Source organism: Micromonospora sp. R311, assembly GCF_056780015.1.
On sequence record NZ_JBSWCE010000001.1, the window covers coordinates 227405 to 244152 of the forward strand.

General features: G+C 73.3%; 11 protein-coding genes. 3 read left to right on the forward strand and 8 right to left on the reverse strand.

Translation table 11 applies throughout. The features are described from left to right. Window positions 1–30: 30 nt before the first annotated feature. Genes AC1WTP_RS01040 through AC1WTP_RS01070 form a run of 7 tightly spaced genes read right to left on the reverse strand, consistent with a single transcriptional unit; the run spans window position 31 to window position 8268 of the window. Window positions 31–2061: a bifunctional aldolase/short-chain dehydrogenase gene (locus AC1WTP_RS01040; RefSeq protein WP_481647348.1), complete on the reverse strand. Its 2031-nt coding sequence runs from the start codon at window positions 2059–2061 to the stop codon at window positions 31–33. A 4-nt stretch (window positions 2062–2065) separates the two neighbouring features. Beyond that, window positions 2066–3247, reverse strand: coding sequence for an L-rhamnose isomerase (rhaI, locus tag AC1WTP_RS01045; RefSeq protein WP_481647349.1), 1182 nt, complete (start codon window positions 3245–3247; stop codon window positions 2066–2068). Continuing rightward, window positions 3244–3585, reverse strand: a complete 342-nt coding sequence (locus tag AC1WTP_RS01050) for an L-rhamnose mutarotase (protein ID WP_481647350.1) — start codon at window positions 3583–3585, stop codon at window positions 3244–3246. The genes rhaI and AC1WTP_RS01050 overlap by 4 nt, the downstream gene beginning before the upstream one ends. Before the next feature lie 20 nt (window positions 3586–3605). Continuing rightward, on the reverse strand, window positions 3606–4658 hold the full coding sequence (gene rhaS, locus AC1WTP_RS01055) for a rhamnose ABC transporter substrate-binding protein (protein WP_481647351.1): 1053 nt from the start codon (window positions 4656–4658) through the stop codon (window positions 3606–3608). A gap of 14 nt (window positions 4659–4672) precedes the next feature. After that, window positions 4673–5683 carry an ABC transporter permease gene (locus AC1WTP_RS01060; RefSeq protein WP_481647352.1) on the reverse strand — a complete coding sequence of 337 codons (1011 nt, stop codon included), beginning with the start codon at window positions 5681–5683 and terminating at the stop codon, window positions 4673–4675. Then, entirely contained in the window at window positions 5673–6716 is a 1044-nt protein-coding gene (locus AC1WTP_RS01065) for an ABC transporter permease (protein WP_481647353.1), read from the reverse strand. Before AC1WTP_RS01065 ends, AC1WTP_RS01060 begins: the two co-directional genes overlap by 11 nt. Window positions 6717–6771: 55 nt before the next feature. Then, window positions 6772–8268, reverse strand: coding sequence for a sugar ABC transporter ATP-binding protein (locus AC1WTP_RS01070; RefSeq protein WP_481647354.1), 1497 nt, complete (start codon window positions 8266–8268; stop codon window positions 6772–6774). Between the two features lie 220 nt (window positions 8269–8488). Here AC1WTP_RS01070 and AC1WTP_RS01075 point away from each other — a divergent pair, with 220 nt between their 5' ends. Continuing rightward, window positions 8489–9523 (forward strand): LacI family DNA-binding transcriptional regulator, encoded by a 1035-nt coding sequence (locus tag AC1WTP_RS01075; protein ID WP_481647355.1) that lies wholly within the window; start codon window positions 8489–8491, stop codon window positions 9521–9523. 57 nt (window positions 9524–9580) lie between these two features. Here AC1WTP_RS01075 and AC1WTP_RS01080 read toward each other — a convergent pair whose 3' ends face one another. Beyond that, complete coding sequence (locus AC1WTP_RS01080) at window positions 9581–14218, reverse strand: family 78 glycoside hydrolase catalytic domain (protein WP_481647356.1); 4638 nt, start codon at window positions 14216–14218, stop codon at window positions 9581–9583. 130 nt (window positions 14219–14348) lie between these two features. On the opposite strand from AC1WTP_RS01080, the gene AC1WTP_RS01085 reads away from it, so the two are divergent. Continuing rightward, window positions 14349–15962 (forward strand): FAD-dependent monooxygenase, encoded by a 1614-nt coding sequence (locus AC1WTP_RS01085; RefSeq protein ID WP_481647357.1) that lies wholly within the window; start codon window positions 14349–14351, stop codon window positions 15960–15962. A 114-nt stretch (window positions 15963–16076) separates the two neighbouring features. After that, complete coding sequence (locus AC1WTP_RS01090) at window positions 16077–16748, forward strand: GntR family transcriptional regulator (protein ID WP_481647358.1); 672 nt, start codon at window positions 16077–16079, stop codon at window positions 16746–16748.

The following is a 16748-nucleotide window of genomic DNA, read 5'->3' on the forward strand; positions in this document are numbered from 1 at the left end:
TCCTTCCTCTTGGACGGCACGGTCGGTGGCCTACCGCAGGAACGCCGCCGCGACGCCGGCGTCGACGGGAATGTGCAGGCCGGTGGTGAGCGGCAACTCGCCGGCGGTCAGCGCGATGACGGCGGCCGCGACGTGTTCGGGCAGGACCTCCTTCTTCAGCAGGGTGCGTTGGGCGTAGAACGCGCCGAGTTCGGACTCGGGCACGCCGTAGACGGCGGCCCGCTGGGCGCCCCACCCGCCGGCGAAGATCCCGGACCCGCGGACCACCCCGTCGGGGTTGATGCCGTTGACGCGGATGCCGTGCTCCCCGAGTTCGGCGGCGAGCAACCGCACCTGGTGCGCCTGGTCGGCCTTGGCGGCTCCGTACGCGACGTTGTTCGGGCCGGCGAAGACGGCGTTCTTGCTGGCGATGTAGACGATGTCGCCACCGCCGCCCTGCTCGATCATCACCCGGGCCGCCTCGCGGGAGACGAGGAAGGAGCCACGGGCCATGACGTCGTGCTGCCGGTCCCAGTCGGCGCTGGTGGTCTCCAGCAGCGGCTTGGAAACGGACAGCCCGGCGTTGTTGACGACCAGGTCCACGCCGCCGAAGCGCAGCGCCGCCGCGGCGACGGCCGCCCGTACCGCGGTCTCGTCGGTGACGTCGACCGGCACGGCCAGCGCACGGTCGGCCGAGCCGATCTCGCCGGCCACCCGGGTCGCCGCGTCGGCGTCCCGGTCGGCGAGCACCACGCACGCGCCCTCCTCGGCGAGCCGGCGAGCGACGGCCCGGCCGATCCCCGAGCCTGCGCCGGTCACCAACGCCACCCGGGTGGCGAGCGGCTTCGGCGGCGGTATCCGGCGCAGCTTCGCCTCCTCCAGCGCCCAGTACTCGATGCGGAACTTCTCCGCCTCGTCGATCGGCGCGTACCGGGACACCGCCTCCGCGCCGCGCATCGCGTTGATGGCGTTGAGGTAGTACTCACCGGCGACCCGGGCGGTCTGCCTGTCCCGGCCGAAGGAGAACATGCCCACGCCGGGCACCAGCACGATGGCCGGATCCGCGCCGCGCATCGGGGGTGTGTCCGGGCCGGCGTGCCGCTCGTAGTAGGCGCGGTAGTCCTCCCGGTAGGCGGCGTGCAGTTCCCGCAACCGGGCCACCACGTCGCCCAGCGACGCGGTGGGCGGCAGGTCCAGCAGCAGCGGGCGGACCTTCGTGCGCAGGAAGTGGTCCGGGCAGGAGGTGCCGAGCGCGGCCAGCCGGGGATGGTTCGCCCCGGCCAGGAAGTCGAGCACGACGTCGCTGTCGACGTAGTGGCCGACGACGCGCTGGTCGGTGCCGGCCAGGCCACGGATGACCGGGGCGAGGGCCGCGGCGCGGGCGTGCCGTTCGGCGGCGGGCAGCGCCGCGTTCGCGGGCAGCGCCGGGCCGAACGGTTCCGGCCGGCCACGCCGGTCCAGGAACGCCTGGGCGGTACGGATGATCTCCAGCGAGTTGCGCTCGCACTCCTCGCTGGTGCTCCCCCAGGCGGTGATGCCGTGCCCGCCCAGGATCACCCCGACGGCGCGCGGGTTGGCCCGGTGCACCGCGGCGATGTCCAGACCGAGCTGGAAGCCGGGGCGTCGCCACGGCACCCACACCACCCGGTCGCCGAAGCACTCCTTGGTCAGCGCCTCACCGTCGGCGGCGGTGGCCAGCGCGATGCCCGCGTCGGGGTGCAGGTGGTCCACGTGGGCGGCATCGACCAGGCCGTGCATGGCGGTGTCGATCGACGGTGCCGCTCCCCCACGCCCGTGCAGGCAGTAGTCGAAGGCGGCGACCATCTCGTCCTCGCGGTCCACGCCGGGGTAGACGTCGACCAGCGCCCGCAGCCGGTCCAGCCGCAGGACGGCCAGGCCGGCGGGGGTGAGGGTGCCGAGGTCTCCGCCGGAGCCCTTCACCCACAGCAGCTCCACGTCGCCGCCGGTGACCGGGTCGGCGCCGCGGCCCTTGGCGGAGGTGTTGCCGCCGGCGTAGTTGGTGTTGCGGGGGTCCGCCCCGAGCCGTCGGGACCGGGCCACCAGGTCGTCTGCCGTGGACATCCCGTCACGCTCCCCAACCGGCGGCCCGCCCGCCGACCCGCTCGGTCCTGACCTTCTCGAAGTAGCCCGAGCGGTGGTAGGCCGCGATCGGGTCGGGATCCAGGCCCATGTCCTCGCGCAGGTGCCGCAACAGCGGTCGGACGTCGGTGTGGTAGGCGTCCATCAGGACCGCGTTGGCGGTCAGCACGTCGCCGCCGGCCTGCGCCGCGCGCAGCGCCTCGTGGTCGACCAGCAGCGCCTTGGCGGTCGCCTCCTGCACGTTCATCACCGAGCGGATGACCGCGGGGATCTTCGGCTCGATGTTGTGGCACTGGTCGAGCATGAACGCGATGCCCGCGCCGGGCCGCAGGGCGTCGGCGAGCACGATCTCGTGCAGGATGCGGAACAGCTGGAACGGATCGGCGGCGCCCACCATCAGGTCGTCGTCGGCGTAGAACCGGGAGTTGAAGTCGAAGCCGCCGAGCTTCCCGGCGCGCAGCAGGAACGCCACGATGAACTCGATGTTCGTGCCGGGGGCGTGGTGGCCGGTGTCGATCACCACCTGGGCCCGTTCGCCGAGTTCGAGGCAGTGGGCGTAGGCGGTGCCCCAGTCGGGGACGTCGGTCAGGTAGAACGCCGGCTCGAACAGCTTGTACTCCAGCAGCATCCGCTGCTGGGGGCCGAGCCGGTCGTAGGTCTCCCGCAGGGCCGCGGCCAGCCGGTCCTGCCGGGCGCGCACGTCGTCCTGGCCGGGGTAGTTGGTGCCGTCGGAGAACCACAGCTTCAGGTCCCGGGACCCGGTGCGGTCCATCACCCCGATGCACTCGGTCAGGTGGCCGATCGCCTTGCGGCGGATCCCCGGGTCCGGGTTGGTGACGCTGCCGAGCTTGTAGTCGTTGTCCTGGAACACGTTGGCGTTGATGGTGCCCAGCGCGATGCCCTGCTCGGCGGCGTACCGGGCCAGCGCGGCGTAGTCGTCGACCAGGTCCCACGGGATGTGCAGCGCGACGGTGGGTGCCACGCCGGTGAACCGGTGCACGGTGGCCGCGTCCGCGACCTTCTCGTACGGGTCGCGGGGCACGCCCTCCTGCGGGAACACCTTGAACCGGGTGCCCGAGTTGCCGTACGCCCAGGACGCCGTCTCGATCCGCTGGTCGCGCAGCGCCGCCGCCACCCGTGCCCGGGTCGCCGGGGCCAGGTCAGTCATCCGTGTCTCCCCAGTTGTTCGTTCAGATCGAAGATCTCGGCCAGCACGTGCATGCCGCGATCGGGGCGCCCGTCGGGCAGGTCCGCGAAGAACGGGGCCATCTCCGCCTGCCAGCGGCGGTTGACGTCGGTGGCGTCCATCGCGGCCAGCGCGGCGGCGAAGTCGTCGGTGTGCAGGTAGCCGACCAGCAGGCCGTCCTCGCGGAGGAAGAGGGCGTAGTCGTGCCAGCCCGCCGCCCGCAGCGCGGTCAGCATCTCGGGCCACACCGCGGCGTGGCGGCGCCGGTACTCCTCCAGTCGCTCCGGACGGACCTGGAGGGTGAAACAGATCCGGCGCACGCCAAGCCTCCCGCGGTTGGTCAGAAGTTGAGCTGGTCGATGTTCTCGGCGGTGAAGGTGAACGGGTCGCCGAGGACGACGACGCCCTCCGCGCCGACGGTGAACTCGCCGAGCTTGCCGGCGGTGAACGTCTCCCCCTCCTTGCCGGTGATCAGGCCCGAGGCCAGCGCGCCGCCGGCGTACGCGGCCAGGTAGCCCAGGTCGGCGGGGTTCCAGAGGGCGAACGACTGCACCGTGCCGTCCTTGACGTACGCGCGCATCTGGTTCGGGGTGCCGAGGCCGGTCAGCTGCACCTTGCCCTTGTACGTCGAGCCGGACAGGTAGCGGGCGGCCGCGGCGATGCCGACGGTGGTCGGCGAGATGATGCCCTTGAGGTTGGGGTGCTTGGCGAGCAGGCCCTGTGCCTCCTGGAACGACTTCTGGTCGTCGTCGTCGCCGTAGACGGTGTCGACGAGCTTGAGCTTGGCGTACTCCGGCCTGGCCAGCTCGGTCTTCATCATCTCGATCCAGGCGTTCTGGTTCGTCGCGTTCGCGGTGGCGGAGAGGATGGCGATCTCGCCGCCCTCCGGGCCGACCGCCTCGGAGATCAGCTTGATCTGCGACTTGGCGATGCCCTCGGCGGTGGCCTGGTTGATGAACAAGTCCCGGCAGGACGGGTTGGTGTCCGAGTCGTAGGTGACGACCTTCGCCCCGTTCTGCTGGGCCTCCTCGAGCGCGCCGCAGATCGCGTCCTTGTCGTTGGCGGAAACCACGATGACGTCGGTCTGCTGCTGGGAGAGGGTGTTGATGTAGCTCACCTGCGCCGAGGGGCTGGCCTCCGACGGGCCGGTCTGGCTGTAGGAGCCCTTGAACTCCTCCACCGCCACCTTGCCGCCCTTGTTGTCGGAGGTGTCGAAGTACGGGTTGTTCACCTGCTTGGGCAGGAAGGCGATCTTCAGCCCGGACTTGATGGTGCCGTCGCCGGAGCCGGAGTCGCCGCTGCCGGAGCCGGAGTCGTCGGCGCAGGCGGTGGTGGTGAACAGCAGCGCCAGCAACGCCGCCGACGCGATCGTCCGTATGCGTCTGGTGCTCATGGGGGTGTCCTTTCTCAGGCGGGGATTGGTCGTCGCCGGCTCAGCCGGTCACGGGCCCGGCGTACGACGTTCGGCCCGACGACGGAGAGGATGAGCAGGGATCCGGTCACGATGGTCAGCGCGTTGGCCGGCACGTCGGCCAGTTGCAGCGCGTTGCGCAGGGTTCCGAGCAGGGCGACGGCGGCGAGCACTCCGACGAGACCCCCGCGCCCGCCGAAGATGGACACCCCGCCGAGCAGGACCGCCGCGACCACGGAGAGTTCCAGGCCGGTGGCGTTGTCCGCCCGGGCGCTGGCGAACCGGAAGGTCCAGAACACGCCGGCCAGCGCGGAGACGGCGCCGGTGGCGACGAAGAGCCAGAACTTGGTGCGGGCCACCGAGATGCCGGAGAACGTGGCCGCCTCGGCGTTGTTGCCCATCGCGTAGAGGCCCCGGCCGATCGGGGTGGCGTGCAGGACCACGCCGAAACCCACCGCGAGGGCGGCGACGACGAGGACGAACCACGGGATGGTGGTGCCCGGGATCGGGCTGATCGCCTGGCGGGTCCAGTCGGTCGGGTAGTCGGCCACCGCGCGGTCGCCGAGCACCACGTAGGCCAGGCCGCGGTAGAGGGCCAGGGTGCCGATGGTGACCGCGAGCGAGGGGAGCCCGAACACGGTGACGAACAGGCCGTTGACCGCGCCGAGGAGGGCACCCAGCGCGAGGCTGGCGACGATGAGCACGGGCAGCGAGCTGACCCCGAGGTGCCAGAGTTGTCCGAGCACGGCGCAGGTCAGGCCGACGGTGCTCGCGACCGACAGGTCGATCTCGCCGGTGATCACGACGAGGGTCAGCGGCAGCGCGATCAGGGCGATCGGGATGGCTTCCAGCACCAGGAACCGGTAGAACCGGGGGTTGCTGACGCCGTCGATGGTCAGGCTGCCCACGATGATCACGGCGACGAGGGCGACGATGACGACGGCGTCCCAGGATCCCAGCACCGACCGCCAGGCCGGCCGGGTGGGCACGGGTTGCTCAGGCGCCACGGGCCTTGCCTCCCTGCAGTCGGCGGGCCATCCGCACGGCGAGCGCGCGGTCCAGCCCGATGGCGGCGAGGATCAGCGCGCCGACGGCGGCGCGCTGCCAGAACGGGTTGATGCCGAGCACCGGCAGCGCGCTGCCGATGGTGGTGAGCAGCACGGCGCCGAGCGCGGCGCCGTAGACGGAGCCGCTGCCGCCGAAGATGGCCACGCCGCCGACCACGACCGCCGCCACGACGTTGAGTTCGGAGCCGAGGCCGGCGTTGGCGTCGAGGGTGCCGAAGCGGGCGGCGTAGAGCACGCCGGCGAGCCCGGCGAGCGCGCCGCTGACCACGAAGGCGACGAAGACCCGCCGGCCGACGGGGATGCCGGCGAGGCGGGCGGCGTCGGGATCCGAGCCGATCGCGTAGAGCTCACGGCCGGCGCGGTACGAGCGCAGCACGAACCCGGCGACGAGCAGCACCGCGACGGCGAACAGGGTGAGCACCGGGACGCCGAGCACCGTGGCGGTGCCCATCCGGAGGAATCCGGCGGGCATGTCGGCGGCGTTGATCTGCCGGCCGGTGGCCCAGGTGTAGTCGATGCCGCGGAAGACGTAGAGCGTGCCGAGGGTGACCACGAGCGCGGGCACCCGGGCGGCGGCGATCAGGGCGCCGTTGACGGCGCCGCAGACCGCGCCGAGCGCGGCACCGACCGCGACGGCGACCGGGATGGGCAGGCCGGGGGCGGCGAGGAACAGGGTGCCGGTCGCGAACGCCGACAGGCCGAGGATGGAACCGACCGACAGGTCGACGTTGCGGGTGATGATGACGATGGCCTGGCCGACGGCGAGGATCGCCAGGATGGTGGAGCCCAGCAGCAGGTCCTTGACGCTCTGCGCGGACAGGAACCTCGGGTTCGTCAGCGCCGTGCCGGCGACCAGCAGCGCGAGGGCGAGCGCGATGCCGAGTTCTCGGACGACGAAGAGGCGGTGCGCGGCCCGCGCGCCGGCCCCGGCCGCGGCCGTCGGCTCGGCCCGGCGTACGTCGGTGGTGGTCACGGGCGCCCGCCCCGGTTCGCGCCGGCGGTGCCCGGCCGTGCTGCGCCGCTCGCGCTCACGATCCCTCCCGTTGTCCGGTTGCCGCGAACATCACCGACTCCTCGTCGGCCCGGTCGCGGTCGATCTCGCTGACCAGCCGGCCCTCGTGCATGACCAGCACCCGGTCCGCCATGGCGAGCACCTCGGGCAGCTCGCTGGAGACCATCAGGACGGCCACGCCCTCGGCGGCCAGCCCGGACAGCAGCCGGTGCACCTCGGCCTTGGTGGCGATGTCGATGCCGCGGGTGGGTTCGTCGACGATGAGCACCCGGGGCGCGGTCGACAGCCACTTGGCCAGCACGACCTTCTGCTGGTTGCCGCCGGAGAGGGTGGCGACCGGGTCGGTCAGCCGGGCCGCCTTCACCTGCAGCCGCCCGGTCCAGGTCCGCGCCGACCGGCGTTCGGCCGGGCCGAACAACAGGCCGAGCCGGCTCAGCGACCAGCGCCGCGGCAGTGTGGTGTTCTGCGCCACCGACAGGTCCATCACGAGGCCCTGCTGGCGGCGGTCCTCGGGCACCAGCGCGAGGCCGGCGGCGATCGCCGCCGGGGTGTTGCCGGCCGGTAGCCGGCGTCCGCCCACGAGGACCTCGCCCCGGTCGTAGCGGTCGATGCCGAAGATGGCCCGGACGACCTCGCTGCGGCCGGCGCCGACGAGACCGGCGAGGGCGACGATCTCGCCGCTGCGGACGGTGAGGCTCACACCGTCGAAGTGGCCGTGCCGGGTCAGGTCGCGCACCTCCAGCCGCACCTCGCCGATCTCGGCGGGCGTCTTGGGGTAGAGCGAGGAGACGTCCCGGCCGACCATCCGCCGGACCAACTGGTCGACGGTCAGCTCGGCCGCCGGGTCGGTGGAGACCCACTGGCCGTCGCGCATGACGGTGATGCGCTGGCAGAGGGCGTAGACCTCGTCGAACCGGTGGGAGATGAACAGCACCGCCGCGCCGTTGTCCCGCAGCGACCGGGCGACCGCGAAGAGTCGTTCCACCTCCACTCCGGAGAGTGCGGCGGTCGGCTCGTCCATCACCAGCACCCGGGCGTCGAAGGAGAGCGCCTTGGCGATCTCCACCAGCTGTTGGTCGGCGATGGAGAGCCCGCGGGCCGGCCGGTCCGGATCGAGGTGCACCCCGAGGCGGGCGAAGAGTTCCCCCGTCCGGGAGCGCATCGCCGCGCGGTCGATGCGACGCAGGCCGCGCAGGGGCTGCCGGCCGATGAAGATGTTCTCGGCCACCGACAGGTCGGGGAAGAGGGTCGGCTCCTGGTAGATCACGGCGATGCCGGCGGCCCGGGCGTCGGCGGGGCCGCCGAAGACGACCTCGCGTCCGTCGAGCGTCACCGTGCCGGCGTCGGGCCGGTGGACGCCGGCCAGGATCTTCACCAGGGTGGACTTGCCGGCGCCGTTCTCCCCCACCAGCGCGTGCGCCTCGCCGGCGTGCAGGTCGAGCCGGACGTCGCGCAACGCGGCGACCGCGCCGAAGGACTTGCGCACGCCGTGCAGTGACAGCACCGGTCCCACCGCGGCCCCCTTCGCGACATCGAGGGATGACGACTTGACGAAGCAATGAAACGTTTCATATCTTCGTGGCCACGACACTAGGGACGACCGCATCGATACGTCAAGGGTTTCCCGGGAGTTACCTGGTCGTTACGTGCACCCACCGGCAACGTCCGCAGTGGAACGGTTCACACCCGCCCCGTCCACGCGACCCTGGTGCCCGACCGAGAGACTGGTGAGCATGCCGACCACGAGCATCAAGGAGGTCGCCCGGTACGCGGGCGTGTCGATCGGCACGGTGAGCAACGTGCTGAACCGACCGGACGCGGTCGCGCCGACGACCCGCCAGCGCGTGCTCGACGCCATCGACCAGCTCGGCTACGTCCGCAACGACTCGGCCCGGCAGTTGCGCGCCGGCCGCAGCCGCACCATCGCGATCGTCGTCCTCGACGTGGCCAACCCGTTCTTCGCCGACGTCGTCCGCGGCGCGGAGATGGAGGCCGAGCAGGCCGGCGGGGTGGTCGTCGTCTGCAACAGCGGCGAGGACGCCACCCGGGAACGCCGCCACCTGGACATCCTGGAGGAACAGCGGGTCCAGGGTGTGCTCATCACGCCGGTGCACGACGGCCCCGACTCCCGCCTGGAGCAGCTCATCGCCCGCGGCACCCCGGTCGTCCTGGTCGACCGGGGCACCGGCCACCACAACCGCTGCTCGGTGGCGGTCGACGACGTGCTCGGCGGCCGGCTCGCCGGCGCGCACCTGCTCGAGCAGGGCCACACCCGGATCGCGTACGTCGGCGGACCCGTCTCCATCCGGCAGGTCGCCGACCGGCTCGCCGGTCTCGTCGACGCCGTCGGCACGGCCGGCGACCTGCGGGTGGTCGAGACGGCGACGCTCTCCGTGGCCGCCGGTCGGCGCGCCGCCGGCGAGATCGCCGACCTGCCCGCGCGACACCGGCCCACCGCGGTGTTCTGCGCCAACGACCTGCTCGCCCTCGGCGTCCTGCAGGAGATGACCCTGCGCGGCGTGCGCGTTCCCCGCGACATCGCCATCGTCGGTTACGACGACATCGAGTTCGCCGCGGCGGCCGCCGTGCCGCTGTCGTCGGTGCGCCAGCCCCGCGAGCAGCTCGGCCGCACCGCGACCCAGCTGCTGCTGGAGGAGGTCAACGACCGGGGCCGGCACCGGCACCGGCACGTGGTGTTCCAGCCGGAGCTGGTGGTCCGCGAGTCGAGCAGCCGCCGGCGGCCCGCCCGCGCCACACCCCGCAGGTGACGGCGGTCGGCCCACCCCGGGGCGGGCCGACCGCCGTTCACTCCCCCGGCGCCCGCGTCACGGCATCGACCAGACGTCGGCGATCGACGGGTCGTATCCCTCGCCGACGTCCTGGAACCGGACCCGGACGACCCCGTCCCGCGTCGCCTCCGGCCGGTCCACCACGAACTGGTAGCTGACGGTGCCGACGCCGCCGGCGGTGCGCTGGTGGGCGCGGGTGTGCACCACCGCACCGTCGACGAGGACCTGGTAGTCCTTCAGCTGCGCCCGGTCGTACGTCTCGACCGCCCGTAGCACGAACGGCCTGCCCGGCGTGACGGCGAGGTCGAACTCGAACCAGCCGCCGGGATGGCTGACGTTGGTGTAGCGGCGGGTCAGGCCGGCCTCGGTGTTGCTGCCCGAGTGGGTCGACGCGGCGAGACGGTGGGCCTGCTCGGAGGCCGGGTCGCCGAGGTCCACGTGGTCGAGCACCACGGCGGGTGGATTGGTGAACCGGACGGGCACGGCGAGGGTGCGGCGTTCCGCGGCCGTGGCGCCGGTGGCGACGGTGACGTCGGCCGGGCCTTCGCCGACCGCCAGCGGCGCGGTGACCACTGTCGACACCGTGGTCTCGGCGCCCGGGGGCAACTGGTAGGTGCTCGCGGCCGGCTCGGCGGTCCACCCGTCCGGAGCGGTGGTGGTGAGCTGACCCGTCACCGGCACCGTCGCCCGGTTGCGCAGCACGGTACGGACGGTCGTCGGGGTGCCCGGGGTGACCGTGGTCGGTGTGGCGGCGGTCGACACGATCGCGACCGCGGGCACCGTGGTCAGCGTGCCGGCGACCGGCAGGGTCGCGGTGCCGGCCTGGTGGCGGTAGCTGGTCGAGCCGGTGACCGGCACCGTCGCGGGTGCCTGCCCGGCCGGGATGGTCAGGTCGTACCGGTGGCTGACCGTCTCGCCCGGCGGGATGCTGGTGGCGCGTCCGTCCACCGGCGTGACGGTCCAGCCGTCACCGGCGCTCAGCGTGGAGCTCACCCCGGTCAGCGGCGTGGTGCCGCCGTTCGAGATGAGCACCGTCGCCCGTACGACGTCGCCGGGCAGCCGCTCGCCGACCGGGAGGTCGAGCTTCCCCACGGCGCCGATCAGCGCCGAGGACGCGGCGGAGAGCCGCTCGTCGACCCGGTTGAGCAGCGCGGCGAACCGGTCGGCGGTCGCCTTCGGGATGCGGTCGACCGTGACCTGCGTCCGCAGCCACCGACCGAGGTCGGATCCGGTGGCCAGGGCCCGGTGCACGTCCGCCGCCGTGGCGGGCCTCTCCCCCGCCGGGTACGACGTCCGGGCGGTCGCCGTCTCGTCGGTGAGCTTCGCCAACCGCGCCCGCAGCGCCTCGACCACGCCCCGGTTCAGCTCGCCCGCGACCTCGTCGGTCAGCGTGACCGCGGCCCGTACCGCGTCGGCGGCGTCACCGAGGTCGCCGAGCACCCGGTCGACGGCGAAGGCGTACGACCCGGAGCCGATGTCGAAGACCGCGGTGTCGCCGTCCATCCGCACGAACCGCACCCCGGCGGCCTGCTCCGCCGCCCCGCCGCCTTCGGTGACGGCGTGGCGGCTCGGCGCCGGGATCCGGACGGTCGCCGTGGTGTTGGCCGGAACGGTCACGGTCAACCGCATGTCGCCGCGGGCGTCGAGCGTCCAGTCGGTGCTGATGGCGCCGTGCCCGGAGCGGTACGACGCGCGGGCCGCGGTGAGGTCGCCGCCGGGTCGGGGGGCGAACGTGACGTGGACGTAGCCGGGATGCGCCGGGTCGGGCTGGATGCCGGCGACCGTGCGGTACATCCAGTCGCCCACCGCACCGTAGGCGTAGTGGTTGAAGGAGTTCATCGACACGTCGCCGAAGCTGCCGTCCGGCATGATCGAGTTCCAGCGCTCCCAGATCGTGGTGGCGCCCTTGGCGATCTCGTAGCCCCACGACGGGTAGGTGTCGTTGAGCAGCAGCCGGTAGGCCACGTCCAGGTGCCCGGTGTCGCTGAGCGCCGGCAGCAGGTCGGGAGTGCCGAGGAAGCCGGTGGCCAGGTGCCAGTCGTGGCGCTCGACGTTGGCGACCAGCCGGTCGGCGGCCCTGGCGCGCAGCCCGTCCGGGAGCAGGTCCATGCCGATGGCCAGGACGTAGCCGGTCTGGCTGTCGCCCCGCACGGTCCCGTCGGCGGCGACGTACTCCGCGACGAAAGCCTCGGCGATGTCGGTGGCGAGCGCGGCGTAGCGCCGGGCGTCGGCGGTCCGCCCGATGGCGGCGGCCATCTCGCCGAGCAGGCGGATGCTGTGGGCGTAGTAGGCGGTGCCGATGACACCGGCGGGGGTGGGGTCGTCGAGGTTGAGCCAGTCGAGGTACGGGCCGGCGTTCGTGCGCAGGTGGCCCGAGCTGGTGTTCTCCAGCCAGGTGGCGTAGCGCACCATCGACGGGTAGTGCTCCTCGATCACCCGGGTGTCGCCGTAGCGCTGCCAGAGCGTGTGCGGCACGGTGGTGCCGGCGTCGGCCCAGCCGGTGGCGCCGTCGCCGCAGCAGGCGCGGGGAGCCACGTCGGGGTAGGCGCCGTTGGCCGACTGCGCGTCGCGCAGGTCCTGCAGCCACTTGGTGAGGAAGGTCAGGCTGTCCATGTTGAACGTGGCGGTCTCGGCGAAGACGTTGATGTCGCCGGTCCAGCCGAGGCGCTCGTCCCGGGCGGGGGTGTCGGTGGGGATGGAGAGGAAGTTGCCGCGCTGGCCCCAGGTGATGTTGCTGTGCAGCTTGTTCACCATCGCGTTGGAGGTCTCGAACTCGCTGGTGAGTGCCCCGTCGGTGTGCATGACGAGGCCGGTGACGGTGCCGAGGTCGGGGGTGCCCGGGAAGCCGGTCAGCTCGACGTAGCGGAAGCCGTGGAAGGTGAAGGTCGGCTCGTAGGTTTCCGGACCACCGCCGGCCAGCCGGTAGTGGTCGGTGGCCTGCGCCGAGCGCAGGTTGGCGGTGTAGGCGGTGCCGTCGGGGTTGAGCACCTCGGCGTGCCGGATGCGCACGGTGGCGCCGGCGGGCCCGTCGACGGTGAGCCGGACCTTGCCGACCATGTTCTGGCCGAGGTCGAAGATCCACGTGCCCGGCGTGGGTTGGGTCAGCGTCCTGGCGGGCAGTTCCTGCACGACCCGCACCGGGGGGTCGACCTGGGCGACGAGCTTCCCGGTGGCGCCGGTGTCGTCGACCGTGGCCGGTGCCCAGCCGGAGTCGTCGAAACCGGGCCGGTCCCAGCCGGCCGGCAGCCGGCGGGCGTCGTAGGTCTCGCCGTGGATCAGGTCGCTCTGCGCGAACGGCCCCGGGGTCACCCGCCACGTGCCGTCGGTACGGACCGTCTCGGTCCGGCCGTCGGTGTAGTCGATGACCAGTTGCGCGCTCAGGTGCGGCCGGGAGCCGTAGTTGTCGGTGCCGAACCAGGCGATGCTGCCCGAGTACCAGCCGTCGCCGAGCATCGCGCCGAAGGCGTTGTCGCCCCGGCGGAGCTGGCCGGTCACGTCGTAGGTCTGGTACTGCACCCGCTTGTGGTAGTCGGTCCAGCCGGGGGCCAGCTCGTGGTCGCCGACGCGCTGGCCGTTGATCGAGAGTTCGTAGACGCCGAGCGCGGTGGCGTAGACCCGGGCCCGGGCGACCTCGCCGTCGACCTGGAAGCCGCGGCGCAGCAGCGGGTTCGCGTCCAGGGCGGTGAGCATGGCCTCGGTGTTGCCGGAGACGCGCAGCCCGGCGGGGGTCGGGGAGCCACCGGCGAACGGGTTCTCGCCGTCGGTGAGCGGAGCGGCGTAGAGGGTGCCGTCCCCGCTGGTCACCGAGAGATCCGAGAAGACGGCGGACTCGGGCCCGTTGGTGCGCAGGCCGACCGAGCCGGCGCGGTGCGCGGTGCTGCGGGTGACGTCGACCTGTACGCCGTCGACCCAGGTGGTGATGGTGTCACCGGCGGCGGTGATGCGCAGGCTGTGCGGCGTGGTGAGCTTGTCGGCCGGCACCACGCTGCCCAGTGGCACCTCCTTGAGCACCGCCCAGTTGCCGCCGGTGCGCACGTGCGGGCGCAGCTTGGCGGTGCCGCCGGTGATGGAGAACTGCCACATGTAGGCGTTGGCGGGCCCGCGGGCGCGGAAGAAGACCCCCGCGGCCTCCGCCTCCAGCCGCACGGTGGTCTGGATGGTGTAGTCGGTCCAGGATTCGGTGGGCGACGGCATGCCGATCCAGTCGGCCCGCCACCCGTCGGCGCCCTTGACGCCGGTCTCCCAGGAGGCCGGGGCGCTCCAGTCGGAGGTGCGGCCCGCGGTGTCCCAGACCCGGACCTGCCAGAGGTAGCGGGTCCGGGGTTGCAGCGGCGGCCCGCCGTAGCCGACCAGTGAGCTGCGCCGGGAGGTGACCCGGCCGCTGTCCCAGACGTCGGGGTCGTCGAGGCGGGCCTCGCTGGTGGCCACCCGCAGCTGGTAGGCCTGCTGGAGCACGCCCCGGGCGGCGGCGGTGATCGTCCAGCCCAGCCGCGGCCGGGCGACGTCCAGTCCGATCGGGTTCGTCGCCCGCTCGGTGGTCAGGTCCGCGGCCGCCAGTTCGTGGACCGCCGGCTCGGCGGCGGCCGGGCCGGCCGCGGGCACGGTCGCGGTGAGGGTGAGCAGCAACGCCAGTACGGCGGGCAGTCCGGGCCGAGGCCGTCTTGTGAGTTTCATACGCCGAGTCCCCACCCTCTATGAAACGTTCTAATGACCCATCGATCTGCATCGTGACAAGTCCGGTGGCCGGGAGCAACAAATCGCCGTGGCCGGATCCGGCACGGCCCACCGGTCGTACGGTGAAGCGGTGACCACTCGCCCGCACCCGCCCGGGGACGTCGACGTGCTCGTCGTCGGCGCGGGCCCCACCGGCCTGGCGCTCGCGGCGCAGCTCGCCGCCCACGGCGTCCGGCCCAGGATCGTCGACCGGGCGGGCGACCGCGTCCACGAGTCCCGGGCCCTGGCCATCCAGCCCCGCACCCTGGAGGTGCTCGCCGGCCTGGGCGTCACCGGCCAGCTCGTCGCCCGGGGCAATCCGACCGTCCGGTTGTGTCTGCACACCCCGCGCCGGGTCGTCCCGGTGCCGCTGTTCGACCTCGGCCTCGCCGACACCGCGTACCCGTACCTGCTGTTCCTGTCCCAGGCGGAGACCGAACGGATTCTCGGCGACCGGCTGGCCGCCGCCGGCATCCGGATCGAGCGCCACACCGAGCTGATCGGTCTCACCACCGGGGAGGACGGGATCCGGTGCCGGTTGCGGGGCGCCGACGGCGGCGAGCAGGAGGTCTCCGCCCGGTACGTGGTGGGCTGCGACGGCGCGCACAGCGCCGTTCGCGGGTTCGCCGGGATCGGGTTCGAGGGCGGCCGCTACCCGCGGACCTTCGTCCTGGCCGACGTGGAGGCCGACGGCGTGGAACCCGGCGCGGGGCACGCGTTCCTCGCGGACCTGGGGGTGCTGCTGATCCTCCCCCTGGGCTCGCCCACGAGCTGGCGGCTGATCGCGATGCGGCCACCGACCGACCGGACGCCCCCGGCGGCCCCGCTCGCCCTCGACGAGGTCCAGGCCCTCGCCGACGGCTACACGGGCGGCTCGGTGCGGCTGCACGACCCGGCCTGGATGACGAACTTCCGACTGCACCACCGCGCCGCCACCCGGTATCGCGCCGGACGGGTGTTCCTGGCCGGCGACGCCGCGCACATCCACAGCCCGGTCGGCGCGCAGGGCATGAACACCGGGATCCAGGACGCGGTCAATCTCGGCTGGAAGCTGGCCGACGCGCTGACCGGTCGGGGTGATCCGCGCCTGCTGGACACCTACGAACCGGAACGGGCGCCGGTGGGCCGGACGGTGGTGCGGTTCACCGACCGGGCCTTCCGGGTCGCCACCTCCACCAACCCGGTGATCGGTTTCGCGCGGACCCACCTCGCCCCGGTGGTCGCCCCCCTGGCGCTGCGGGCCCGCGGCACCGCCTTCCGCCGCGTGTCGGAACTGACCATCAGGTACCGCCGCAGCCCGCTGTCGCGCGACGGCGCGGGCGCGCCCCGGCGGGGCCCGCGCGCCGGAGACCGGCTGCCCGACGCCCCGGTCGTGCGGGACGGGGCGACGACCACCCTGCACGAGGCGCTGCGCGCTCCGGGCTGGCACCTGCTGCTCTGTGGACCGGGTGACGGCTGGCCCGCCCCGGTGACGGACCGGCTGGCCGGCGTGGTCGCCGTGCACCGGCTGACCGCCGGCGACGGGGTCGGTGTCCTGCACGACCCGACCGGCCGGGCGCTGCGGCGGCTCGGCCTGACGCCGGCCGACACCGCCGCCTGGCTGATCCGACCCGACGGGCACGTCGGCTACCGGTCGGGGGGAACGAACCTGGACGGCCTGACCCGCTACCTGGCGCAGTGGCTGCCCGGCTCGCGGGACCGGTGACGCCGGCAGCCGTCCGCCGGGCGCGGAGGTCACCGAGCCGCTTCGCCCGGCGGCGGCCGGACGGCTGGCCGCGACGCCTTCCGCCGTGGACTGCGGATCCTATAGGATCCGGCCATGCGCCCGGGCCGGCGGATCCTCACCGAGGACGTCTACACCGCGATCCAGGCCCTGATCATGGATCACGAGGTCGCCCCCGGCGAACGGATCGGCATCGACGCGCTCGCCCGGCGGCTGGCGGTGTCACCGACCCCGGTCCGCGAGGCACTGGCCCGGCTGGAGTCCGACGGGCTGGTCCGCAAACGCCCGCTGGCCGGCTACACCGCCACCCCGCTGCTCAGCCGCGCCGAGTTCGAGGATCTGGTCGAGATGCGACTGGTCCTGGAGACCGCCGCCGCCCGCCGGGCCGCCACCGCGGTCGGCGCCGGCACGATCGCCGCCGACGGCCTGTCCCGGCTCCGCTGCGAGGCCGACCTGCCCGGCGCCACCCCCGACGCGACCGGGTTCGCGGCGATCGCCGCGTTCACCGCCCAGGACGCCCGCTTCCACCACCTGCTCGCCGACCTGGCCGGCAACCGGATGCTGCACCAGGCGGTGGTCCGGCTCCGCGCCCACCTGCACCTGTTCCGGCTGCACTTCCCGACCAGCCACTACGGAGTCAGCACGGCCGAGCACCACCGGATCGTCCGCGCGGTCGGCGCCGGCGACCCCGACGACGCCGATGCCGCGATGCGCGCCCACCTGCTCGCCGCCCGCGAGCGCCACCTGCCCTACTTCGAAGGAGCGTGA

Bases quoted from the DNA above. Each gene is read 5' to 3' on its own strand.
- AC1WTP_RS01040 (WP_481647348.1), bottom strand. From the start codon at position 2,061: ATGTCCACGGCAGACGACCTGGTGGCCCGGTCCCGACGGCTCGGGGCG.
- rhaI (WP_481647349.1), bottom strand. From the start codon at position 3,247: ATGACTGACCTGGCCCCGGCGACCCGGGCACGGGTGGCGGCGGCGCTG.
- rhaS (WP_481647351.1), bottom strand. From the start codon at position 4,658: ATGAGCACCAGACGCATACGGACGATCGCGTCGGCGGCGTTGCTGGCG.
- AC1WTP_RS01075 (WP_481647355.1), top strand. From the start codon at position 8,489: ATGCCGACCACGAGCATCAAGGAGGTCGCCCGGTACGCGGGCGTGTCG.
- AC1WTP_RS01080 (WP_481647356.1), bottom strand. From the start codon at position 14,218: ATGAAACTCACAAGACGGCCTCGGCCCGGACTGCCCGCCGTACTGGCG.
- AC1WTP_RS01090 (WP_481647358.1), top strand. From the start codon at position 16,077: ATGCGCCCGGGCCGGCGGATCCTCACCGAGGACGTCTACACCGCGATC.